This is a genomic window from Chitinophaga qingshengii, from assembly GCF_014529935.1.
GTDB classification, from domain to species: domain Bacteria; phylum Bacteroidota; class Bacteroidia; order Chitinophagales; family Chitinophagaceae; genus Chitinophaga; species Chitinophaga qingshengii.
Genome location: NZ_JACVFC010000001.1, coordinates 964,128 through 989,018, shown reverse-complemented (window position 1 = coordinate 989,018; position 24,891 = coordinate 964,128). Strand labels below are relative to the sequence as shown.

General features: G+C 49.1%; 19 protein-coding genes. 7 read left to right on the top strand and 12 right to left on the bottom strand.

What is annotated here, in order from left to right:
* Window positions 1-13 precede the first annotated feature (13 nt).
* The 6 genes from ICL07_RS03450 to ICL07_RS03425 form a co-directional block, all read right to left on the bottom strand.
* Window positions 14-955, bottom strand: coding sequence for a nucleotide-diphospho-sugar transferase (locus ICL07_RS03450; RefSeq protein ID WP_188086544.1), 942 nt, complete (start codon window positions 953-955; stop codon window positions 14-16).
* Complete coding sequence (locus tag ICL07_RS03445) at window positions 952-1,662, bottom strand: FkbM family methyltransferase (RefSeq protein ID WP_188086543.1); 711 nt, start codon at window positions 1,660-1,662, stop codon at window positions 952-954. The genes ICL07_RS03450 and ICL07_RS03445 overlap by 4 nt, the downstream gene beginning before the upstream one ends.
* Window positions 1,655-3,004: a flippase gene (locus ICL07_RS03440; RefSeq protein ID WP_188086542.1), complete on the bottom strand. Its 1,350-nt coding sequence runs from the start codon at window positions 3,002-3,004 to the stop codon at window positions 1,655-1,657. The genes ICL07_RS03445 and ICL07_RS03440 overlap by 8 nt, the downstream gene beginning before the upstream one ends.
* Window positions 2,997-5,357 carry a GumC family protein gene (locus tag ICL07_RS03435; RefSeq protein WP_188086541.1) on the bottom strand — a complete coding sequence of 787 codons (2,361 nt, stop codon included), beginning with the start codon at window positions 5,355-5,357 and terminating at the stop codon, window positions 2,997-2,999. Before ICL07_RS03435 ends, ICL07_RS03440 begins: the two co-directional genes overlap by 8 nt.
* Window positions 5,358-5,368: 11 nt before the next feature.
* Window positions 5,369-6,127 carry a polysaccharide biosynthesis/export family protein gene (locus tag ICL07_RS03430; protein WP_188086540.1) on the bottom strand — a complete coding sequence of 253 codons (759 nt, stop codon included), beginning with the start codon at window positions 6,125-6,127 and terminating at the stop codon, window positions 5,369-5,371.
* Between the two features lie 84 nt (window positions 6,128-6,211).
* Entirely contained in the window at window positions 6,212-7,414 is a 1,203-nt protein-coding gene (locus tag ICL07_RS03425) for an acyltransferase family protein (RefSeq protein WP_188086539.1), read from the bottom strand.
* Window positions 7,415-7,656: 242 nt separating this feature from the next.
* On the opposite strand from ICL07_RS03425, the gene ICL07_RS03420 reads away from it, so the two are divergent.
* Window positions 7,657-7,908: a hypothetical protein gene (locus ICL07_RS03420; RefSeq protein WP_188086538.1), complete on the top strand. Its 252-nt coding sequence runs from the start codon at window positions 7,657-7,659 to the stop codon at window positions 7,906-7,908.
* A 78-nt stretch (window positions 7,909-7,986) separates the two neighbouring features.
* Here ICL07_RS03420 and ICL07_RS03415 read toward each other — a convergent pair whose 3' ends face one another.
* The 5 genes from ICL07_RS03415 to ICL07_RS03395 form a co-directional block, all read right to left on the bottom strand.
* The gene (locus tag ICL07_RS03415) at window positions 7,987-9,183 is read right to left on the bottom strand and encodes an acyltransferase family protein (protein WP_188086537.1); all 1,197 of its coding nucleotides are present in this window, start codon (window positions 9,181-9,183) and stop codon (window positions 7,987-7,989) included.
* A gap of 159 nt (window positions 9,184-9,342) precedes the next feature.
* Window positions 9,343-9,696 carry a cupin domain-containing protein gene (locus ICL07_RS03410; protein WP_188086536.1) on the bottom strand — a complete coding sequence of 118 codons (354 nt, stop codon included), beginning with the start codon at window positions 9,694-9,696 and terminating at the stop codon, window positions 9,343-9,345.
* A gap of 2 nt (window positions 9,697-9,698) precedes the next feature.
* A complete protein-coding gene (locus ICL07_RS03405) occupies window positions 9,699-10,118 on the bottom strand; it encodes a MauE/DoxX family redox-associated membrane protein (RefSeq protein ID WP_188086535.1) in 420 nt (139 codons plus the stop codon).
* 81 nt (window positions 10,119-10,199) lie between these two features.
* Window positions 10,200-10,988 (bottom strand): helix-turn-helix domain-containing protein, encoded by a 789-nt coding sequence (locus ICL07_RS03400; protein WP_188086534.1) that lies wholly within the window; start codon window positions 10,986-10,988, stop codon window positions 10,200-10,202.
* 1 nt (window position 10,989) lies between these two features.
* Window positions 10,990-11,934 (bottom strand): hypothetical protein, encoded by a 945-nt coding sequence (locus ICL07_RS03395; protein WP_188086533.1) that lies wholly within the window; start codon window positions 11,932-11,934, stop codon window positions 10,990-10,992.
* Window positions 11,935-12,203: 269 nt separating this feature from the next.
* On the opposite strand from ICL07_RS03395, the gene ICL07_RS03390 reads away from it, so the two are divergent.
* The 6 genes from ICL07_RS03390 (at window position 12,204) to ICL07_RS03365 (ending at window position 21,860) form a co-directional block, all read left to right on the top strand.
* Window positions 12,204-12,761 carry an RNA polymerase sigma-70 factor gene (locus tag ICL07_RS03390; protein WP_188086532.1) on the top strand — a complete coding sequence of 186 codons (558 nt, stop codon included), beginning with the start codon at window positions 12,204-12,206 and terminating at the stop codon, window positions 12,759-12,761.
* A gap of 70 nt (window positions 12,762-12,831) precedes the next feature.
* The gene (locus ICL07_RS03385; protein ID WP_188086531.1) at window positions 12,832-14,001 is read left to right on the top strand and encodes a FecR family protein; all 1,170 of its coding nucleotides are present in this window, start codon (window positions 12,832-12,834) and stop codon (window positions 13,999-14,001) included.
* 100 nt (window positions 14,002-14,101) lie between these two features.
* The gene (locus ICL07_RS03380) at window positions 14,102-17,533 is read left to right on the top strand and encodes a TonB-dependent receptor (RefSeq protein WP_246484967.1); all 3,432 of its coding nucleotides are present in this window, start codon (window positions 14,102-14,104) and stop codon (window positions 17,531-17,533) included.
* A gap of 11 nt (window positions 17,534-17,544) precedes the next feature.
* Window positions 17,545-19,128, top strand: coding sequence for a RagB/SusD family nutrient uptake outer membrane protein (locus ICL07_RS03375; protein WP_188086530.1), 1,584 nt, complete (start codon window positions 17,545-17,547; stop codon window positions 19,126-19,128).
* Window positions 19,129-19,135: 7 nt separating this feature from the next.
* Window positions 19,136-20,833, top strand: coding sequence for a T9SS type A sorting domain-containing protein (locus tag ICL07_RS03370; protein ID WP_188086529.1), 1,698 nt, complete (start codon window positions 19,136-19,138; stop codon window positions 20,831-20,833).
* A gap of 16 nt (window positions 20,834-20,849) precedes the next feature.
* The gene (locus ICL07_RS03365; RefSeq protein WP_188086528.1) at window positions 20,850-21,860 is read left to right on the top strand and encodes a LacI family DNA-binding transcriptional regulator; all 1,011 of its coding nucleotides are present in this window, start codon (window positions 20,850-20,852) and stop codon (window positions 21,858-21,860) included.
* Here ICL07_RS03365 and ICL07_RS03360 read toward each other — a convergent pair whose 3' ends face one another.
* Entirely contained in the window at window positions 21,861-24,863 is a 3,003-nt protein-coding gene (locus ICL07_RS03360; RefSeq protein ID WP_188086527.1) for a DUF4838 domain-containing protein, read from the bottom strand.
* Window positions 24,864-24,891 lie beyond the last annotated feature (28 nt).

Here is a 24,891-nt window from a genome sequence, read left to right as displayed (position 1 = left end):
TTTGGTTATTTTTTTATTTGGTTATTTTCCTGTTGAAAAGTTTTCTTCGTATAACCAGGTTTTCGTATAGCCGGAAGAGTGCAGGGCTTCCTTTGATAATACGGCGAACAGTGGTATACCAGAGACTGGGCGAAAACATCACTGTGGCGGCGTAGCTGTCGGCGGCTTCATCGATACGGCGTACGTAAGGATGAGTGATAGCGGGCAGCTCGCCATATACTATTTTTTTAAACCAGCGAGGTTCACGCAGTGTATGCGTGGACGTGGCACCGTAGCCGGTATTCCTGATCAGGCTTACATTGGGCGTGATCGTCCATCCGCGGCTAAACCAAACGCTGAGGAACCATTGCACATCCCAGGTGTCCAGCCGTTGCGTAGCAATGGCATGCATATCATGTTTCAGTGCGGGACCAAGTCCTTCTGTTGAAAAGCCCCGGTAACGCTGAAGGGTGAAATCGTATTGCTGCCATGCACGGCGCCAGGATGCCCAGCCCCAGATATGTGCAAAGCGGGAGTAGTAATAGGAGGCATCGCCACGTTGCCGGCCAAACTGAAAGTTGCTGCCATTGATATGCATCACGGCCGAATCATGGCGGTAGTGCCGTAACATCGCAGTACAAAAAGTAAAAAAAGTAGGGTCGGGCATACAATCATCTTCCAGTATAATTCCTTCTTCATTATTCTCAAAAAACCAGCTGATGGCGCTGCTCACTGCCTTGCCGCAACCGAGGTTGTGCGGACGGAACAAGGTTTTTACTGCACAGGGCCAGTCGATGGCCGATAACACCGCCTGCCGCGTTCTTTCGCACTGAAGGGCTTCTTCCGGCTTATCAGCACGGGGGCCATCAGCCGCGACGTACAAAATGGCGGGTTGCTGTTGCCGTAGCTGCAACATTAGTTCCCGGGCTTTATCGGGCCGGTTAAATACCAATATCAAAACGGGCGTCTGTATCATAACCATTCATTGCCTTTCAGGCGATTGTTTTTGAAGAAATAGGTATAGTAGGTTTTGGCAAAAATGAAATAGCCCATTTCCCGCATGAAACCGAGCAGCTCACTATCGCCTTCTTTTTCCAGTTCAAACGGCTGTGATTCTACCAGCACATAGGACGGGCGGTATTTGTCCCAGTTGTTGGAGCGAAGTACTTCGAGGTCCATTCCTTCTGCGTCGATAGTGATAAAATCAATGGAGGTGCCTTGTGGCAGGTGCCGGTCCAGTATATCCGCCAATGGTGCAGTTTTTACTTTTTTGCGATCAATTACCTGGTAGCAGGGTTTTTGCGTGTATTCCTGTACTTTTTCGGCGGAAAAAGTATTCAACGCCGGTTCATTAAAAATAGCGTAGGTAAGTTCCTGTGGGATGCCGGAAACACCCATTTCCAGATTGATGTCGCCGGGCCGGTATCTGTTGAATAACAGGTGCATACCGGGTTGCGGATCTATATTGATACCGCGCCAGTTTTTCCGGTAAAAAAGATAGGTATTGGAAAACCGGAAAGGGTGATGAGCGCCTACATCCACATATACGCCTTTTTTCTTTTTCTCAAAGAGCCGTTTGAGGATCAGGTCTTCACCTTCGGCACTATAGGCCACCACACTGTAGCGGATGCGGGGAAAAAGGGAGGACAGGAGTTTTTTGATTATATTTTTTACCTTATTCATGGGTAATTGATTTATGGGAACCGGGCAGTAAATAGTTATTCCATGATTTGCGCAGCGTATGACGGATATCTGTTGCATCGCCATATATACTGGCAGGATGTATCAGCTTACGTGTTAGTAGCCAGGCCTGTTTACTTTTGTCTTGCGCGACCATCATGATATACACGCCGAAGTAGGCTGCTACGGTGGCAATAGCGGCGCCTTTGCCACCCATGCGTGGAATGAGTACAAGGTTGATGACGATGTTTAGCGCAAGACTCATCATATTGCTATAGAAGTATAACTTGTATTTTCCTTCCACAAAAAGATATTGTACCATTACCATCATCATAAACACCGGTATGGCAGACCAGATATGGATGCGGAGAATACCGGCGGCGGTAGCGTAGGCCGCGCCGTAAAGCAATTGCATAAGCATGCCGGCTGACAGGCTGATCACGATCGCCAGCAATACACTGATGAGACAGGAGATGCGCAGCCATCGGCCCAGGGCATGCAGGTAGGCTGCCTTGTCTTCTTCCTTCTTCCTGAACAACATCGGTAACATGGCGGTGGATACTACGGTAGGCAGGGCATACCATAATTCAGAGATACGTACCGCCACTACGTAGTTGCCTAGTTCTTCCGGGGTGGACAATATATTCAGCAGGACGTTGTCAACTTTCATAAACAACACTACCAGGAGGTTAGCCATAATGAGCATCCAGCTGTTGCCCAGCAGGCGCCGCGCCATATGGAAACTTACCTGCCGCAGTGATAACGGCGCATGGTGCAACGTATACCTTCCCAGTATCCAGGCGTAGGTGGTGGCCAGCTCCAGCAGGGACAGCCAGAGGAAGGTGCGCAGGGGGGCATCATAAAATATGGCGATACATTTAAAAATACAAAACAGCAGGAAGACCATCACCTTGGGTACGATCACTGTTTTCAGGCTGTTGCTGACCTGGTAAAAGCCGTCCATCACATCAAACGACTGAAATATTACGGTGAAAGAGGTAAAGCTGATACACAGCAGGTATACCGGGTCGGGATTCATCAGGTGCACCAGGAAAATGCTGATACCTACGCATAGCAGGGCTGCAACCAGGCGCATAAACGCTATGGTGCTCACGATACGGGAGGGCTCTTCCTCATTGGCCATCAGTTCCTTTATCACCAGCTTGTCCATGCCCAGTATGGCGATGCTGCCCATTATGGCGCTGAAAGCAATGGTGTAGTTCCAGATACCAAATACACGGGGGCCCAGGTGCCTGGCCAGTAAGGCCAGCACCAGTATGCCCGGGAAGAGCTTACTGATTTTATCGATCAGCAGCCAGCTGCTGTTTTCAAATACGCTACGCAATTCGTTTCGCTGTTTTTTTGAAGATGGTCGCCCAGTTGCTCTTACGGCTCTTTTGTTCGTTGTACGAATATCTGCCGTAATAGTAGTATGGATAAAAAGTGTCTTGTACGATGCCATTGAAAATGAGTCCTTTTTTCCGGAAGACTGTTTCCCGCATACTCTCTTCCAGGGCGATCAGTCTCGCTTTATGGGTGTAGTTGTACCGGATAGTGAACAGGGTACAGTCCACATAGGAGGCAATACTCTTCGCATCTGATACAACGCCTACCGGGGAGGTGTCGATGACGATATAATCGAACCTGTTTTTGAGCTCTGCCAGCAAACCAGCCATCCGCGGACTTTCGATAAGTTCTATCGGATTAGGCGGAATCGGTCCGGCCGATACGAGGTACAGGTTGCTGGTATTGGGTACCTCGCGTATGATTTCATCCATGGACTTATTACCCAGGAGGTAGTTGGTGATGCCGGTCTTATGATCCAGGCCGAAGAAGGCGGAGAGCTTCGGCTTGCGCAGGTCCATTTCCAGCAGCACTACCTTTTTATTGTTAACGGTGAGTGAATTGGCTAGGTGTGCCGACAGGAAGGTTTTACCTTCTCCGGAGATGCTGGAGGTGAGCATCACGGTAGCGGGACCTTTATGATCTGCCAGGAGAAAGCGGAGATTGGTACGGAGATTAAAAATTTGTTCAGTCAATATATGGTGGTTTTTGAGGGAAAAGTCACGTGTGCCTTCCGTATGCTGAAAAATCTCCGCGATCACCGGCAGGTTAAATATTTGTTCAACCTCTTTACGGCTGAGGATGCGTGGATTGAGGAAATACTTGATGTACACATAGATGCTCACTGCCACGATGGCGAGTACCATGAAGCTGATCAGCACCATCGGTTTTTTGGGGGATACTGGTTTTTCAGGTACAAAAGCCGGTGCAATTACTTTATTGTCGATCACATTGCTGGCGTTGGTAACAGAGGCTTCTTCCTTTTTCTTCAGCAGAAAGAGGTAGAGGTTTTCCTTTACACTTTGTTGCCTTTTAATATTGATATATTCGCGTGCATAAGCCGGTATATTGGCTATTTGGTCTTGTATGGCATTTACCTTTTGTTGTGTGGCTTGTTGGGCCACGTTTGCATTGCGGCGGTATCCGCTGATATAGTTGCGGATGGTATTACGTGCGGCATCCACCTGGTCGCTGAGGTTTTCCATGAGGAAATTGGAAGGTTGTACGGAGAGCGACAATTTCCGTTGTTCCCCCAGGGCTTCTTCATAACGATTGATCATTCCCGTGAGGGTCTGGTCCACGCTGCCGGTAACCGGAGTGAAAGGATAACGGTTATCGGGGTTGTTGATATATTGTTCTACCTGGTCCATTACGGCCAGTTGAAGGTTGGCTTCATTGAGTTTAATGTCAGCATCTTTTATCTGTTCGAGGGCAAGGTCGGAGCTGGCATCAATGTCGGTGATACCACGTTGTACCTTGAATTCTTCTTCTGTTTTTTCCAGCAGGCCTAGTTCTTCTTTTAAGGAATCGATCCGGGCGTTGAGGAAATGGATCGTTTTAATGCCGGCTTTATTTTTATCGCTCAGGGTATAGTCGTTGTATTCATCCAGCAGGGCGTTGAGGAAATCGGCGCTTCGCCGGGCCAGGGCATCTTTGTAGGTGATAGCGATCACGGTAGCGTCGCGGTTGACCAGGGCTGTGGTGATATCGTCCACTGATTTGTAGCTTTGTTCTATGGCGGAATCTACCTCGATGCGGCAGGGACCGGCGTTCATCGCTGATAGCGGGGTTTGTTGCAGGGAGAAGGTATCTCTGCCCACTACAAACGGGATGTTAGCGGCTACGCTTACGTGAAGGACCGGTTTATTTTTACCGGTATGTATTTTTATATCGAATGGTTGTTTGTTGGTAGTGACATCGAAGGTGTAGTTACCGGTACGGGAGCTGTCGCTCAGTATTTTCATGAGCACCGGTGCCTGTGGGTACCATTCTTTATCCTGCAGGTGCTGTGGCGTAAAATACCGGATATTGAAATGGTTGATGCTAATGACACGTTGCAGCAGGATGGGGGAGTGCAATAGTTCCATTTCATTTTCCATGTTTTTGCCACTATTAAACAGGGATAGGGATTTTAATACGTCTGTTTCCTCACCGCCTGTTTTTTTCTCGTCTTTGATGTACAGGCGTGCCGATGACATATAAGAAGGGGGGGTATACCGGAGGTAGGCCCATCCTGCCGCTGCGGCCAGTGCGATAGCCAGCAGGTATAAAGGCCAGTGGAAGAGCATTTTCCGGAACAGGTCGCCCATATCGATGGCGGCGGGCCGGTGATGGATTGCTTTGAGTGGTGCCATAGGACGGTTTTTCATCTACTAAGAAGGACAATGGTAGTTGCCAGTGAAATAACACTGAGGATAGCTGGTAGCAGCTGTACCAGTCGCGATGTGGGAAACTGTTTACCCGGACCGGGTTTAACGTAGACCACATCGTTATTGGCCAGATAGTAATACGGTGAGCTCAATGTTTTACTACTGTTAAGATTAAGGGTGGTGTAGTGTTTCACACCATCTACTTCGCGGATCACCATCACGTCATTACGGACGGCGGTGGTGTTCAGGTCCCCGGCCATACTGAGCGCATCGAGGATGGAGGCCCTTTCGGCGCCGATCCTGAAGATGCCCGGATGGGCTACATCGCCCAGTACGGAGACTTTAAAATTGACCATCCGTGTGGACACATACACATTTTTAAGCGTCTTCGATAGTTCGGTGATCACCTCCTCATTGATCGTTGCCGTGGTTTTGTCTTTGACATACAGTTTGCCGGCAACGGGCAGGCTGATGTAGCCGGCGCTGTCTACCAGGTATCCCTGATCGATGCCTGTTCCTGAAGAGCCGGAAGGAGTGGTGACGTTGGGATTAAAGAGTTGGGTCACCTCCTTGTCCGGTGCGCTGACGGTGATCTGTAGTACATCCCCCGGTTGGATTTTTAGCTGTGGATACTGGCCGACGGCATCGGTGCCGGTAGTGGCAGCAATATCATTAAAATAAGTCGCTTTTCTGCTGCCGGTGCATCCTGCCATCCAAATGGATAGCACCAGCAAGGTCACACGGAATGACTGCATACGGGTATCTGACGCTTTAAATGATAACTATAAATTCAATATGTATGTCGGGCCTGCCTGCTTTTCACGGCGGCGATCATTATCTCAGGAAGCCAGCATGCCCTTCCGGGAAAGGGTAGCTTGTCGGATCTTGTCCTGGGCCGGCTGTTCAAAATAATAATAGACCAACCCTGCGAGTAAAACTACTACGCTGATAAAGGCGATCATGACCCAGGGCAATAGCAACAGGCGGCGGTCCAGGTGCAATTGTTGCATGATCAATACGGTAGTGATTTGAAGCGGGAAATGCAGCAGGTAAATGGCGTAGCTGCAATTGCCCAGCATGGACCACCGGGAATGTAACTGTCCCCGGATAGTTTCCCATAACACCAAAGAAAGGATCGTGCAGGGAGCTACGGTAACCCGGAACACGAGATTTCGGACGGTGCCATAGGCGGCGGTGGATTGCTCCTCAGTAAGACCAGGACGGAAACGCCCGATGTTATGGATCCACGCCTGTTCTATAAAAGGATAATAATAGAATACAACGACCAGTACCCACAGTGCCAGCGTCAGCGGCGCCAATACCCGGAAGTACTGACGGGCTTTTTGCTGTTGCAGGAGGTATACATACACATAATACAACATGGCACCCAGGAAAAAGGAGAAAACACCTTTGCCTATCAACAGGGAGAAATGCTGTGTCAGCGCGCCGGCTGGTATCAGCAGTATCAACAACGCCTTGTTGGTATGCCATTTCATCTTACAGATAAGAAAAAATAACAGGTAGATAAACACCTCCACCGAAATAGACCAGGAAGGTGCATTAAAAGATGGACCTACTTCCAATCCCCAGTTCTGCATAAAAAACAGGTTGAGAAAAAAATGATAGGCATCATTATACTGAATCACAAAGTAGTGCCCCATACGACGCAACATGATGGCCTGCAGAATACCCACCGCTATCAGCGTGACGATATGAAGCGGGTACAACCTGGATATCCGGTAGATGGAGAACTTCCTGAAATCTGTTTTACCCTTGGCAATGGAATCAGCATATAACCAAAAGAAGATAAAACCGGAAAGCTGAAAGAAAATATCCACAGAAACCATTCCATGGGTATAGAATATGGATAAAACAGGATAGAGGGGCATTGTTATGTTGCGTTCACCACGGGGTATAAACACATCATTCGGATAGAAAAACATTTGCCAGTGGAATAATACCACAATGATAGCCGCGATGCCCCTGAAGGCGTCCAGGCTATGAAAATAGGTCGGAACAACAGGAGGGCGGGCTTCCATCATATCATCTAGGGTTAAAAGGTTTTCAATTGAATGTAGGTTTCCTGATAATTGGGAAGTTACCAAGAATTTATCTCTGATGGAGTGATGAGAATGTATTGAATAAAAAAATCGGGTTGGGGGTGGCTGAACAAAATGAATAAGCAACGTGTGCCGTTAAGAAGATTTGTGTATATTGATGTAGCAATCTATGCAATTAAGCGGATGTTTTTTTATCGTTTTTTTTGAACTCCTAACCTGCGAACATGAAATACAGGATAGACTTTAGCGGACCTGAACAAACTATACACTATACCACTGTATGCCACTCCACGCTGGAAGTGGAAACATTGATCCGGCAAGTATTGCAGTATGACTGGTCGGACGAAAATGGCAGTTACGCCCTAACCTTATACGATCTTTCTTCCGGGGACGAAAAGATAGTGCACGTATACCGTTTTAAAATGGAGCCGCCTCATACAAAAGCCGCTTTCGAGGCGCAAAATGCCCGCTTGTAAAAAGTCCCGGCAAGCGGGGGCCGGATAGCTTATGGATTTTTATTTTTCCGGTATCATATGACGGTGATCATCGTCACCTTACTGCGTCAGTATACCTTGCCTGGAGAGGGAGGATTGCCTGATCTTGTTTTGAATGGGGCGTTCAAAATAATAGTAAACAACGAGGCTGAGTAAAACAAGTCCGCTGATAAAAGTGATCAGGGCCCAGGGAGAAAGCAATAGCTGACGGTTCAGGTGCCATTCACGCATGATCAGTACCACTATGAGCTGTAATGGGAAATGCAGCAGGTAAATGGCGTAGCTGCATTTACCCAATATGGTCCATCGCGGATGAAACTGGCCCCTGACGGTTTCCCATAACACCAAAGACAGGATGGTGCAGGGGGCGACGGTAAGCCGGAATATCAGGTTTCTCACGCTGGTATATGCGGCGGCAGACTGCTCCGCGTTGAGGTTTGGACGGAACCGGCTGACGGTGTGGTCCCACGCAGGTTGCAGGAAAGAATAATAATGCGCTACAATGACGAACACCCAAAGTAACAGGGTGGCCGGGCCTAATATCCGGAAATATTGACGGGTTTTATTTTGTTGAAGGAAGTAGACATAGATGTAGTATAACATCGCTCCAAGAAAAAAAGAGAAGACTCCCTTGCCTGTCAGCAGGGAGAAATGTTGCATTAGCGCGCCTAGGGGGATCATTAATAATAATAGCACCTTGTTGGTATGCCATTTCATCTTACAAATAAGAAAAAACACCAGGTAGAGAAATATTTCCACTGAGGTGGACCAGGAAGGTGCATTGAAGGATAGGCCTTCTTCGAATCCCCAATTCTGTATGAAAAACAGGTTGAGGAAAAAATGATAGGTGTCGTTATACTGGACTACAAAATAGTGCCCCGTACGGTCTAACATGATCACCTGTAGTATACCTATGGTTACCAGAGTGGCCAGGTGAAGCGGGTACAATCTTGATATCCGGTAAATGGAGAATTTTCTGAAAGTCGTTTTCCCACTGGTAATAGAATCCGCATATAACCAAAAGAAAATAAAACCGGAGATCTGAAAGAAGATGTCCACCGACGTACCATGTGTATAGAATATGGATAGGACAGAATAGAAGGGTAAAGCAGTGTTGAGCCCGCCACCAGCTTCAAATACATCGTCAGGGTAAAAAAACATTTGCCAGTGGAATACTACTACGGCAATAGCTGCGATGCCTCTGAAAGCATCCAGGCTGCGGAAATAGGGTGGTGCGACAGAAATGAGGGGCTTCATTGTATAATTCAGGGGCTAAAGGCTGAAATTTACCGAAAAAATTGCATGTGGTGTGTAATAAGGGCACGTTGAATAGAATAGTCTGTATTAGGATGAATGAATAAAATGAATAAGTGAGTGGTGCTATAAAAAAGGCCCCGGCGAGCGGGGCCTGATTATTTATAAGATTTCCACTTCTTCCGGTACTATAAATAATAGTATGCATCCGGTAGGACTGCTAACTGAGTGTTTGAATCCTGGTGGCGTGTACAGGTAGTCTCCCTCCGAAAGCGATGCCTGCTCAATAATAGCCTCTCCGCTTAATACCAGTAGCTCCTCACCGGCAGGGTGGTTGTGGTAGGGATAGGTAGCGCCCGGCTCAAACTTCAGTAAAATGGTTTTGGAGCGCTGGCTGGCTTCGTCATACCGCAGGGATTTAACAAAGATACCTTTGTAATGAATGCCTTTTTCGATGAGCGGTTGCCATTCCTGTTGGCTGCTGTGCGTAATGTAATGTTGAATGTCTGTATGCATGTTTATGAATTTAAAAGTTGATCAATACTCCAATGGTGAACAGGCAGGGTAGCCAGTAAAAATGCGCCGGCGCTGAAAGCGAATACGGAATAGTCTAACGGTTCCTTTAACCCGAAAGACCAGGTCATGGCGGCCGCGAATAATAAGGTTAGCCCCATGGCTGCGATGGCAGCCAGCTGGGTTTTGTAGCCCAGTAAAAGCAACCCGCCCAGGGAGGTTTCCAATATGGTGCTGATGACGGCGATTGCTGGTATCAGCCTCGGGGATGCAAACGAATTAACCTGGGCGGTGTACTGTAGAAAACTGTTCCAGCCGGAAGAATGGCTGCCCCAAAGTCCTAACCTGCTGGCCACCGCGGAAAGGAAACCGCTTCCCAGTGAGAGCCGCAATAAGAGTGCGGCGATGTCCTGATATGATGTCATGTACTGCTTGTTTTGTCAGTACAAAGGTGCGCGTTAATGGGTGATCAGAGAATAGAGAATCCTGTAAAAAGCATGTAATATTCAGATCGCGTATTGCTCTTTATATTGTTTGGGAGATAGTTGGGCTTGTTTTTTAAAGAAATTGGAGAAATAGAAAGGATCGTTGAATCCCAGCTTATAGGCCACCTCTTTAACGGTAAGGTCGCCGTAGGTCAGCAGCCGTTTGGCTTCCGAAGTGACCAGGCCGTATATGACATGCTGGGCGGTTTTGCCGGCATGCAGCCGGGCCAGTTCATTGAGTTTGGCTTCGGTGGTGCCCAACAGGCCAGCCAGTTCTTTCAGGGTGTAGTTGTGCTCAAAATGGTCCCTGACAGCCTCCAGGAACTTCAGGAAAAGGGCATCCGGTTTCCATATTTCATCGCCGCGTTGCACCTTGGCCCGGTTGATAGCGACCAATATCAGCGTAATACGGGCATGTACGGAAGTGAGGTACTGATAAGGCTGCCCGGTAATTTCTTCCTGTATGAGGGCCAGTTGCGCCGCCAGTACTTCAGGGCCGACGGGTATCACTTCATTCATCGCAAAATGACAGAACAGCCCGTTATGGAAAATCAGTTCTATGTCTTTATCATCTTTACAGAAAAAATCAAGGGTAAATTCCAGCAGGTAACCTTTGGCTTGATGGTTTTCCCGGATATGATGTATCTGGCCGGAGGTGATGGTGATCACATCGCCGGGCTGTAACGTAAAATCGCGGTGGTCTACCGTCATCACCAGGGAACCGCTATGACAGTAAACCAGCACGTAACGCATTAATCGCCGGGGGGCTTCCGGTAGTGCGGATGGGTCCAGTGTAGTAAGGCTGATCATCTTATTTTACTTGTATGGTAGCTGATAGTTTTTTAAATGCTTGCAGGTCTTGTTCCAGGTCTTTTTTGCTGATGCCCTGTAATACCACTGCCTGATTTCCTTTCACCACTACACAGCAATAGGCCATCATAGGCTTGTCTTTCATCTGTCCGGTTACTTCTACCTGGTAAGCGTTGTAGTTGTTGATACGGGTAGAGTCTTCCTGCCGGGTGACCGGGTTGGTAAGACCGAACTGCCGCAGCTTGCCTACCATCATACCGGCGATGTCTTTAGGCGTAGCGGTGTTATCATTGGGGAACTGGGTCACCATCACCATTGGCCCGTCGGGGTCTGCCTGCGTATCTGCACCGTTGACGGTGTAGATATACAGGTTGGCCGCATATTTAAAAAACCGGAAAGGCGACTGACGGGTATCCAGCGTGAAATTGGCCGTTTCAAAAGGATCTACTGTCTGCCCCGGATCGTACCAGATGGTTTTCAGGCTGGCCAGCAGTTCCTTGCCGGCGGCGTTGTTTTCGGCAGGGTACACGGCAATGAGGGAGGTGGAGAAGGTAGTATCTCCGAAAACGAGGGCCAGTGTTTTATGGGTAAGAGCGCCCTGTGCCGCCACAAACTTGGCAGGGTACCCGTTAATGTTCAGCTCCTGGTAGTCGAAAACAGTGGCGCCTTTTTGGGCGAAACCGTCTTTGCTGAAGGTAGCCGCATTGGTATAGAAGTTACCGCCCGGCAGATCGTATACGTTGATCATACCATGCTCTTTGTGTTGCAGGCCGATAAAGTTGGTGGCTATCTTATACCCCGGCGGTGGAATAATATACAGGCGCGTACCCGGAACGTGTATATGGCGGGCTGTTTTGGTATTATGGATGATACTGTCCAGCCGGTACTGCGTGCGTGCGCTGGCAGCAAGAAGCAATAACAGACAAAGGGAAAAAAGTGGCTTCATGTGTGAACATTTACTATCTGTATCTATGGTCGCTGGCGGGAGAAAAAATGGCCCCGCCTGTTGGTAGGGTTTCGTGTGACTGTACTCCGGCAAGTGTAAATGTCGGATTTTATTTTGGTTTTTCCGGGAGTCCTAAAAGCAGATAGGGATTGTTTTTATTGGTAATTATATGTAGGTTTAATGTATCACTACCTGTTCATTTCACGTTCCGTTATTATCAGATGACTGTTGTCCAGAAAAATAGAGTGCCACTGTGCTTCCCGTCGAATATGGGAGAAGAAGCGGCTTTTGACCAGGTATTCCGCCGGTACTATGCCCGGTTATGTGATTTCTCCGAGCGTTATGTAAGAAATAAAGTGGATGCAGAAGAAGCCATCGAAAAGCTGTTTGTAAACCTGTGGCATAAAAAACCGGTATTTGAAAGTGAAGAGCATGCCAGGGCTTTTTTATATCGCGCGGCTTACAACGGCAGCCTGAACATCCTGCGGGACAGCCAGCGCCAGTTACGCCGGGAGGAGGCATTTGGCCTGAAATCGGACCTGACGGAAGAATCCTATCTGAACAACCTGTTACGTTCGGAGCTGATGGGAATCATCTATGAAGAAATTGAAAAACTACCGGAACAATATGCCCGGGTCATAAAGATGAGTTACCGGGAAGGGCTTAAAAACGAAGAGATAGCAGCAGTACTGGGGCTGTCACTACAAACCGTGAAAAACTATAAAACCAAAGGATTGCTGATATTGAGAACCCGCATGCCTTTTGGCGCCTGGCTGGTATTATGGAGCGGCGTTCTCCATCAAATGCCGGGGCATCATCTTCTCTAGTTCAAAAAAAATGAATGTATTCAGAGTACTTTTTCCGAAGCATGGTGTATTCCATGTATAAAGCCTTTGCATGGAACCACAAGAACGATTGATCTACCTGCTGCAGCGGCATATCAACCATAGTTTGTCTGCCGCTGAAACGGAGGAACTGCGCAACTGGAGCCAGTCTTCCGCAGATAATGGGCAGGTGCTGGAGGACCTGGGGGACCCGGTTTACCGCGAGGCGGTGATGCGTAACCAGCAACAGTTCGATGTGGAGAGCGCCCTGCAAAGGGTAAAAAACAGGGCTCAAACACCTGTTAGAAAGAAGATACCTGTTTACTGGTATGCTGCTGCAGCCTGCGTTGCGCTGCTGATGGCGACCGGATACTATTTTCAGCGCAGCCGGCCTGTCATCCATACTCCGCCCGCCGTTGCACATACCGATGATATCCGGCCCGGTAGCAATAAAGCCATCCTCACACTGGCAGACGGATCTGTAATTTCGCTGTCCGATGCGGCCAACGGAACGCTGGCACAACAAACAGGCGTTCATATTTCGAAAACCGCTGATGGGCAGCTGGTATATGAGTCGGCGAAGGAAAGTGCTGCCAGTGGCCCGGTCGCTTATAATAAAATGGAAACGCCTAATGGCGGCCAGCACCAGGTCATACTGGAAGATGGTTCCAAAATATGGCTGAATGCCGCCTCATCGCTCAGGTTCCCGTCTACTTTCCGGGGTGCCGCTAACAGAACGGTGGAGCTGCAGGGAGAAGCCTATTTTGAGATAACGAAAGACGCGGCGCATCCTTTCATCGTCAAAACCGCTCAACAGGAAGTAAAGGTACTGGGCACACAGTTTAATATTAACAGTTACCCGGAGGAGGCAGCCATCCGTACTACTTTACTGGAAGGGGCTATCAGTGTAGCGCTGCCGGGTAGCGGACCACAACTGCTGAAGCCCGGGCAGCAGGCGGTGGTAACGGCCAACACCGTAGCGGTGGTACCCGTAGAGGTGACAGAAGAAACGGCCTGGAAAAATGGCCTGTTCAGCTTTAACGGACAGGAGTTCAGGACAGTGATGAGCATGATTGCCCGTTGGTACGATGTAAAAGTTGTCTACGATTACGACCCGGGCATATTGCATATCGGAGGAACGGTTTCCAGGAGCAGGCGTATGGAGGAAGTACTGAAAATGCTGGAAGTAACCGGAGATGTGAAATTCAACGTAGCAGGAAAAACGATAACAGTCACCAAATAAATATCAACCGCCATAAAACCTGAAGACTACCGGTGGGTGCAGAATAGGCCCACCGGTTTATAAATGCGTATAGCGTTCCGCTATTAAAACCATTATCTACATGTATAGAAAATTTACCAGTTGTGGTAAGCCACCCCGGCATGCCATACCATCCCCGATTGTCATGAAGTTACTGGTACCACTGCTATTGCTGATCATCCTGCAGGTGCGTGCTTATGGACAAAACATCCGTATCAGTGAAAAGGATGTTCCGCTGGAGCGGGTATTGAAACAGATCAAGGAACAATCGGGTTATGACCTGATGTATAACCGGGACCTTGTCCGCGGTGTTGGCAATGTATCCCTCCAGGTAAAAGATGTGACGGTAGAACAGGCCATGCGTCAATGTTTGGAGGGGTTGCCGCTAACGTTTATCATCGACAACAGAACGATCCTGATCCGTGGAAAAAAAGCGGCAGCGGAGCAGCCTGCCGGCCTGGTAAAAGGCCGTGTGGTGAGTGATAAAACAGGAGAGGGGATACCCGGCGCCACCATCATGGTAAAAGGAAAACAAATCATGACGGTCACCGATGCTACCGGTAATTTCAGTATTGCGGCTACAGAAAATGCGGTCATCGTTGTGAGTTACATTGGATTTGAAAAAAAGGAAACGGTGTCTGACGGCGGGCCGCTGGAGATACGCATAAAAGAATCCTCCGAATCCATGAAAGAAGTGGTGGTAACCGGATACGGGCAGGTGTTGCGTAAAGACCTGACAGGCGCTATCGGCTCCGTAAAAATGAGCGACCTGCAGAAAGCGCCGGTAAGATCTTTTGAAGAAGCGCTCGCAGGGCGCGTGGCGGGGGTAGAGGTCAGTTCAGCCGATGGGCGTCCGGGCGCCGCCGTTAAAATTGTGGTACGGGGTAATAACTCTGTTACACAGGACAACTCGCCTTTATACGTGATCGATGGCTTCCCCATGGAAAACCCCGATAACAACGCTATCAATCCCTCTGAAATAGCGTCTATAGAAGTGTTGAAAGACGCTTCTTCTACTGCCATCTACGGCGCCAGGGGCGCGAATGGGGTTATCCTCATCACTACTAAAAAGGGAAAAGAAGGAAAGCCGGTGGTTACTTACAACGGCTATTACGGGATACAGGAGAATACCCGTAAAATAAAGCTGATGGATGGCTATGAGTTTGTAAAGTACCAGCTGGAGCGCGACCCGGCTATTGCCCAGGCGGTGTACCTGACAGATGGCCGCACCCTGGAGGATTACCGGAACGTAAAAGGTACCGACTTGCAGGATGAGGTGTTCCGGGTAAAGCCTATGCAAAACCATTTCCTGTCCATCACCGGAGGTTCAGCGCTGACCCGCTACGCTATTTCCGGTTCTGTTTTAAACCAGGACGGTATTATCATCAACTCCGGTTATAACAGGGCGCAGGCCAGGGTGAACCTGGAGCAAACCATCAGCAAAAAACTCCGGATAGGCGTCAATGCTAATTTCAGTCATTTGAAAAGATACGGCGCTAATCCGTCTGCCGGTACCGGCGCTGTGTATTCCAGCAACCTGATGTACAGTATCTGGGGGTACCGTCCGGTATCCGGTAATCCGGGTACGGAGTTGCTGGAAGACGAAGTGGATGCGGCGGTAGACCCGCTGGGCGATCTGCGGTTTAACCCGTTGTTCACTGTTCGCAATGAACTGCGGGAAACAGCTTCGGATATATTACTGGCCAATGGCTACGGTGAATATGATTTGGGCCGCTATCTTAAATTGAGGGTGAGCGGAGGCGTAACCAGGGAAAAGGTGCGCGCCGATGTGTTTAACAACAGTAAAACCATTTCCGGCAGTCCGTTAACACCCACCGGAAAAAATAATGGGGTAAACGGGTCGGTCATCTTCACAGAAAGAAACAGTTACCTGAATGAAAACACGCTGACTTTTAACAAAACCCTGGGCGACATACACCAGGTCAATGCCGTAGCGGGGTTTACCGTGCAGGGTAATAAAAGCGCGTTGTATGGTGCGGCGGCCAACCAGGTACCCAATGAAAACCTCGGCACTGCCGGGTTGGATGAGGGTACGCCGGTTTCCATCACGTCCATGTCCTCTTCCTATGCACTTGCTTCTTTCCTGGGAAGGGTGAACTATTCGTTACTGAGCAAATACCTGTTCACCGTTTCCATGCGGGCAGACGGTTCTTCCAAATTCCCGGCTGGTAATAAATGGGGCTATTTCCCATCGGGCTCTGTAGCCTGGCGGCTGAGTGAGGAAGCGTTTATGAAGCCGCTGCAGTTTGTCTCCAATGCTAAGATCAGGGCCAGTTACGGGGTGACCGGCAACAACCGGGTTTCGGATTTTGCCTATCTCTCTGCGATAACACTTCCATCTTCTATCGGCTACAGTTTTAATAACCAACCGGTAAAAGCATCCATCATATCATCATTGGGTAACAAAGGCCTTAAATGGGAAAGCACAGGGCAGGTGAACCTGGGGCTTGACCTGGGTTTTTTCGAACAACGGATCATCCTCGAAATGGATGTTTACCAGAAGATCACTTCCAACCTGCTCCTCAATGCGCAGTTGCCTTATTCTACCGGGTTTACCAATGCTTTCAAAAATATAGGCAAGGTACAGAACAGGGGATTGGAGCTGACTTTAACTACCGATAATATCCGGAAAAATCAGTTTACCTGGAGTTCATCGTTTAATATCTCCTTTAATAAAAACAAACTATTACAGCTGGCCGATAATCAAAATAACCTGCTGACATTGTTGCCCTGGAACCTGGACTACAGCAAGGTGCCTTTATATATCGCTGAAATAGGCCAGCCTATCGCCCGCTTTTATGGGTATATCTGGGAAGGCAATTATCAGTACGGCGATTTTGATAAAACGCCTGCCGGCGGTTACGTGCTGAAAGCCGGTATCCCTACCTACAATACCAACAGGGCGGTAACACAGCCGGGAGATGTTAAATATAAGGATGTAAACGGTGATGGGGTGGTGAACTCTCTCGACAGGACCGTCATCGGCAATCCCAATCCTGATTTTATCGGAGGTTTTAGTAATAACCTGACTTATCATGGCTTTGACCTGAACCTGTTTTTTCAGTTTGCTGTCGGCCAGGATGTATTTAACGCCAACCGGATCATTTTTGAAGGCGCCGGCAGAATACACCAGAACATGTACGCCACTTACCTGGACCGATGGACACCCGAAAATCAGAATAATAAGTATTACCGGGTAAATGGCGCCGGTCCCACTGATTTTGGCTACTCTACCCGTGTAGTGGAAGATGGTTCTTATTTGCGGCTGAAAACCGTTGCGCTGGGGTATACTTTCCCGGAGAAGATGCTGAAGCGGGCTAAAATCAGTAATCTTCGCGTATACGCATCTGCACAGAATTTATTGACCTGGACAAAGTACCAGGGATTTGATCCTGAAGTATCTGTTTTTGAATCTGCCTTAACACCGGGGTTTGATTATTCGGCCTATCCACGTGCCAGGACAATTACATTCGGTGTAAACCTATCATTATAAAAGTGATCGCTATGAAAAAATTAATGGGTTTATGGGTTATAGTGATGTGTGTGACAGGTTTTTCCTGTAAAAAATTGCTGGAGACCAAACCGGTCGATTTTAGTTCGCCGGAACAATATTACGATACCGAACAACAGCTGAACGAAGCGCTGGCAGGTGTTTACAGCTCCCTTACCACAGACGGTACCTACAGTTTATATCTTTCCCTTTTCCTGGCGCATGGCAGCGATGAAGCATTTTACAAGGTGAATACCGTGACCGCCAACGCCATGGCGTATGATCATAATCCGGCAGATGTATATGTAGACGCCACCTGGCGCGATTTATACAAGGGTATCAACCGCGCCAATTATTTGCTGGCCAACATCGATAAACCGGTTATGGATGACCGCAAGCGGAAGGCCATCAAGGGGGAGACCCTGTTCCTGAGAGCTTTTATGTATTTCCACCTGGTGAGTAACTGGGGAGATGTGCCGTTGCTGCTGGAACCTACTACCGACAGCCGTACTCCCGGGCAGGCCAGAACGCCGCAAAAAGCGGTGTATGAGCAGATACTGACAGATATGACCGCCGCCAGGGAACTGGTAAACGGATATGATGAAAACGGGGGACCGGTGCATATCTCCAAAACGGCCATAGAGGCCATGTTGGCAAGGGTGTGCCTGAAGATGGCCGGTGAGCCGTTAAAGGATACTGAAAAGTATAACGACGCCAGGAAATGGGCGGCGGGTGTGATCGCAGGCGGACTGCATCAGCTCAACCCGGACTATAAACAGGTGTTCATCAATGAAACAGCAGATAAGTATGATAACCAATACAGAGAAGTGTTGTGGGAAATCGAATTTTATGGCAACAACAGCGGCTCTCTCAGAATGGGCGGCCGTTTTGTGAATTATGCCACCACCTTAAATACCGATGCGGCAGCAGGGTATGCCTATGAACGTATAGGCGCTACCGGTGTATTGTATAATATGTATGCCGCTACTGATTTGAGACGAGACTGGTGTATAGCGCCGTATAGTTTTAAAGGAAACAAAGGCACAGAGGAAGTGGCGAAAACCGCCACGGATATATATTCCAGGAGTTGTGGCAAGTGGAGAAGAAAGTATGAAACGGTGCTACCCCGGAATACAGATTACGGGCCGACCAACTTTCCGGTCATCCGTTATTCAGATGTGTTGCTTATGTTTGCGGAAGCTGACAACGAAGTGAATGGTGCGCCTTCTGCTGATGCATATCAGGCTATCAATGCGGTGCGGAGAAGAGGATATGGGAAATTATTACCCGGCGCTGTAAACCCCGAAGAAGCTGACCTGAAAGGACTAAGCCATGAAACTTTCCGGAAAACAATACAGCAGGAAAGGGCCCGTGAACTGGCGTTTGAGGCGCTGAGAAAGGCGGACCTGATCCGCTGGGGTATTTTTATAGACGTGATGAAAGCCACCGGTGATGATATTAACCGGAATGCGCCGGCAGCATTGAAGTATGCTGTCAGGGGGTATAATAACGTAGCGGAAAAACATAAACTGTTGCCGATACCCAGCCTGGAAATGTCAGTGAATAAAGCCATGGAACAAAACCCACTTTGGAAATAACCATATCATGAAAAACCTTTGTACTATTCTAAGTTTGTTATGCGTATTAGCGCAATCCGCCACCGGACAGATAACAGTCCGCTCTACCGCCACAGGCGGCGATTGGTCCTGCAGCTGCACCTGGGAAGGAGGCGTGGCGCCGGAACCCTATGATATTGCCGAGATCGTGGCCGGTAGCACCGTCACCATCGACGGCGCTGAATTCGGAGCGACCAATATCGCCGGACTGGATCTGAAAGGTACCCTGCAATTCAATGTGAACGAACCGCTGCTCATAAAAGGGAACCTGAATATCTATAACGGCGGCATACTGAATGCCTATAACGGCGCTGCCGGAGCGCGGGTAACGGTGATGGGCAATATTCTCAACAACGGCGTTGCCGATTTCTCTAAAACGGGTACCGTGCTGACGATGGGCGAAAGTGCCAATGCCACCAGCATCACAGGTACCGGTACTTATGGCGTTGTGCGGCAGCTAACGATTGACAATCCTAAGAATGTACAGTTAAGCAGTGCGCTCAGTATTTCCAGTAAACTGGAGTTGCTGAGAGGTACGTTGTCAAACAGTGCTGTGCTTACGCTGGACCAGACCAATATCGGGAACGGCACTACGTCCGCCAGTTGTACGGTACAGCGGTCTCCGTTGTCCTCCCTGGGCAGTCCGGTTACCGTGCCTGCTGCCGCCGTGTTATACGTTGTTTATAGCGGTAAGGAGGGCGAAGGCAGGATTACCGAAGGCAATGAGATCCCTGCTTCCAGGGCCATTCATAAAATAGTTGCAGACAATCCCGATGGAGTACTGATTACTAATGACCTTACCTTAAAAACCTCGACTGCCGCCATCACCTTGACTTCCGGCGTTATTACCGTGGCTGCGGGGAAAACGCTGATTTGTAATAACTCTGCTTTTATGGGTACTCCCGGTGTTTATAATAGTTATGTAGATGGCGGGGTAGCATTGACCACCAATACTACCGGTGGTACTAAAACGTTTCCGGTAGGAGCGGCAGGGCGCAACCGGAAAGTGGTGCTCAGCGAACTGAATGCAGCCTCCGGAGCGCTGGTAGTCAGGTTTGTGATAGTGCCGGCGAGTGGCGGCACCGGGGCGAATGGTATCGTGCTGTCTCCTGATAGAAGATATTACGGTAGCGTGGTCTCCGGCTCTCCCGGAAAATTTACCGGCATGTCTATCGACTATTGGGAAGATGACCAGGTATCCCAGGCTAATGCGATGATCGCTTCATCTTCCACGCTGAGCGGAAGTTACAGCAATATGGGAAATGGTACCAACACCGATAAAGCGGTCGTTTCCGCAACGGGGGTTTATAATGCCGGTCTGCCGGGTTATTATGCGCTGGCGGCTCCGGCTGCGCCGGTAGCGCCATTGGCGGCAGGACCGGCAGTGGAAGACGTGATCCTGGCAAAACCTGATTATACCAAAGGGAATATTTCCATGGCGACGGTGTACCCCAATCCGGCGCGTGATGAAATCAATATCCGGGTGAAAGGACTGAAAGGGGAAACGGCCAGGCTCATCATCACTAACGTAAACGGACAAGTGGTATACCAGGGAAATGCCGCCGTTAGCAGATTGGAAAGCGGGCATGTCATCTACCTGAAAAATTCCGGACTAAACACCGGCATTTATTTCCTGGAGATCCGGGCAGCTAATGATGCTAAGTCTGCCAGTTTTTTAGTGTTATAATTCAATTGTATTACCAATGCAACGTTTTATCACCATCAGGGATATCGCCAGGGAGTTGAATATTTCAGTGGCGACCGTGTCCAGGGCTATGCGGGATACTTATGATGTTAGCCGGAAGACAAGGGAGAAAGTGCTGGAGAAGGCGGTTCAGATGAACTATAAACCTAACTTCAATGCTATCGGTCTGGCGCAGCGGAATACACGTAATATCGGTGTTATTCTGCCGGCTATCACCCATTATTATTTTGCTGCGGTTATCAATGGGATACAGGAAGTAGCCTACCAGGAACATTTTAATATCGTGTTGTATGTCACCAACGATTCAGCCCAAAGAGAACGGGAGATTATCCGCAACCTATCCCTGACCAGTTTCGACGGGCTATTGGTGTCTATCTCTTCCCCGTCGGACGCCTGTCAGCATTTTGAGGAGATCATCCACAAAGGGTTACCGGTTGTTTTTTTCGACCGGGTACCGGGGGATATTGTTTCATCGAAAGTGGTACAGGATGATTTTAACGGTGCTTTTGAAGCCGTGGAACATCTTATCCGCAATGGTTATTCCAGGATTGCTCATATCACCGGCCCCGAAAACCTGGAGCTCACCGCCAAAAGGCGGGCGGGGTATATGGCGGCCCTTTCCAGGTATGATATTCCCTTTGAAGAAACGCTGGTGGTTCATTCCGGTTTTACACAACATTGCGGCGAGCAGGATATGTACCGGTTGTTGCAGGCGGCGATACCACCGGATGCGGTTTTTGCCGTTAACGACAGAAAAGCCCTCGGCGCCATGGTGGCGCTGAAAAATAAAAAAATCGGGATCGGTAGTGAAATAGGGATCGTTGGTTTTACCAACGATCCCGCTTGTGATTTGGTATCTCCCTCGCTGACAACGATGGCGGAACCCGCTTTTGAAATAGGTACCACCAGTTGCGAATTGTTGTTGAAACATATCCGGAAAAAATATTTTCAGCCCCGGGAGATCACACTGCCCGGGACTTTGATTAAAAGGGCATCCAGTATACGTTAATTAGTTTGGGTGTTTGTTTCTCCAGAGAAGATTCTCTGCCAGCTTCACGATGTTAAGCGTGTTTCGATTGCCAAACATTTCATATCCGCCGCTATATCCCATGGCAGAGCTGCTGAGTACCAACATTCCCTGGCCTTTTTTCTGAATAAGCAAATACGGTTTTGCTGTTGCATCCTGCATCTTCATGCTCGCCATTATTTGCCATCCTACGCCAGGAGTTGTATCCGCGGGCATATAACCGGAGGCGGGTGTTACGCCGGCTTTGATCACTGTATTGATATTATTGGTACTGTCGAGCCAGGTGCCCTCGCGTACGTAGATACTTTTCCGTATAGGGTCAAAAGCGGAGCCGGACCAGTCTACTTTCGGCGTACCGGTAAACCAGGTATTTACAGGAATGTCGCCATTGGCCGTCAGGATAACGACGCCGCCGTTTTGCATGAAGTCATTTATCTTGCCGGACATATAAGCAGTGGATAGTTTGAATTTTGCGGTGGTATACCGGATCAGCAGTACGTCGGTGTGCTGGTTGTCGAGCTGTGTTGTCAGGTCTGCCTCCAAAGTGTCCACCCGTGCTGCATCCCAGCCCCCCTCCTGAAACGTTACAGACATGTCGCCGCTGTCGCCGCCTGCATCGTAGAATATAATACGTTTAGTCGGCGGTGTTACATTGTACAGGGTAGCGGTCCCAAAACTTCCGGGATTGCTGCTCGCTTCCGGCCAGCCGGAGTTGGGCGCCCTGCCGGCACGGCCACGGCGTATACCCAGTTTGAATTGTGCGGCATCCTGCGCAGTGATGCCAAGGGAGCTGAAAGGAATTTCAAAATTGAGTGTCCAGGAATTGGCCTGTAAGGAGGTAGCTGTTGTATATTCAGGATTCCAGGATTTGTCCTCGTTGCTGCCGCCGGTAGAAGCCGCATCGTAACGAACGTTTTTCGCGTTTACGGCCAGATGGTAATAGGCGGCGTTGGCAGGATTAGGCTGAATAAACAGTTCTATACAATCATCAGCCATCACATTTTCATCGCGCGAGAGATACTTACTTTTCAGACTTCCGATCGCGTTGTCGTTACACACAATTTTAAAGGCAAGTGACGTGGCAGTCCAGGCGATTTTTACATCTGTTTGCTCCGCTGCCGCTTGTCCGGTCAGTTCCCTGAAGGGAAGCAGTTTAGGCGTGTTCTGCCACAACGTTTCATTTACTGTGGTTGTTTTGATAACATTGGTTTTATAATTGCCGGCGTTACCGGTTTTATAGTAGTAGTTTTTTTGCCAGTTGAGCAGCATGTTCATTTCTGTGGCGATGGACAGTTCCGCCCTGCTGCGTTTGGTGGCGTCAACAATAGCCGGTACGGCCGTTCTGGCATCAGCAAGATGGGTAAATAATTGTTGAAATTTCGCCGGAGAAAAAACGTTGTCTACTTCTGACGCAGGAGCATTCAGGAAATAGGTAACACTTCCCGGAGCATTTCTCCAGGCGCCTTCCAGGTACCAGTAATAAGCGCTCATGTCCCCGCCGGCAGGACCGTAAATTTTAGTACACCAGTCAGTCACCAGTTTCTGCGGAGACACACTGCTGTTCCACATGGCCTGGGCGGCGGCATAAAGCGTCATCCGGTTAACGGTCCAGGTGGTGTTTTCAGGGGCGGTGCCTTTAGGGTAGCCGTAGGCCGGTGTCTCGGACATACTTCCGATGAGGTTATTATTATGTGCCCAGTTTAACTGGTCTATTTCCCAGGACACAAGGGGAACGGTCATGGGATCTTTGAAGATAATATATTCATACCCTCTGATGCCCAGCTGGGCGCCTTTGGCGAGCCATCCGGCCATTTCTCCTTTGGGGACCGCATTCACGGCATCCGTACCGGATAACAGGCCACGGTAGTTGCCATTGTAAAGCGTATAACCGATATATTCAAAAGGGGCCGGTGTTACCTGTGGCGCTGGCCGGTAGCCCTGGTAGGCGTAGGTCCAGTATTTTTTTTCGGGGTGCGTGGCATTTACTTTAGCGATCACCAGGGAAGAAAATTTTTGCCAGCGGGTGCTTACATCGCCCATGTCAGCGCAGACGGAACATTCACAAAACTGCGGCTGATCAGCGGGGTAAAAATGAATGATGTCATTATAGGGATTATCATTCCACCATTTTGCAATCATGTTGGCTATTACTGATTGTAAGTCGGCATTGCTCCAGCATAGGTGAGCCGGTTTTGCGGCGGTACCAACCTGCCGCACACCGCCTACCAGGGCGCCGTATTCGCGGTGTGCCATCAAGGTGTCAACCGATAATACAATATTATGACTGCCAATCCTGGTCAGGAATCCTTTTTGTTTACGGAGGTTGGTTTTAGCGCCATCCGAATCTGCACCCGCCGGAATATTGATTACATTCATCCTGTTCCGGGCCATCCAGGTATCGGTATCCGGATCGCCGGCAGGAGGATTCGTAACAGCCACTGATCTGAACTTCAGGGAAGGGGCCACGGAGATATTCAGGTCGTTGACACAGATGTTTTTTTGTTTGGGCAGAAATTCTCCGGTGCTGCCAGGCCAGAACCAACGGGCGCCCAGTCTTTCCTGCAGGAATGTGTAGGTAGCGTACAAAGCAGCCCTGGAGGAATTACCCGCCAGATAAAGGGTGTTACCATCCCTGAGTAAGGCAGTCTGTTCTTCATTGGACCCGCCAAGTCCCATCTGTGCGCTTTTGCTTTGTATTTCTGTACTGGAGGCGGGTGTCCCGATCACAATACGCGGCCCGGTGACCGTTTGGCCGGCTTCGGCAATGGTTAGGGTAACTCCGGACATCAGCTGGATAGTCCGTTGCAATTCCTGCGCGGCGTATTGTTCTACGGGGTTGGCATTCACGGCGATAATAATCGTAGCCTGTGTGCTACCCTTGACCAGTTGCAGCTCCTGTGCCGTGCTGCGCTGACTAAAGCCCAACAGCGGTAAAAACGCCAGTAATATTTTCAGGTAACGTTGAATAGGTATCGTTGTTATCATGTGCAGATATGGTGAGTGGTTGACTGCT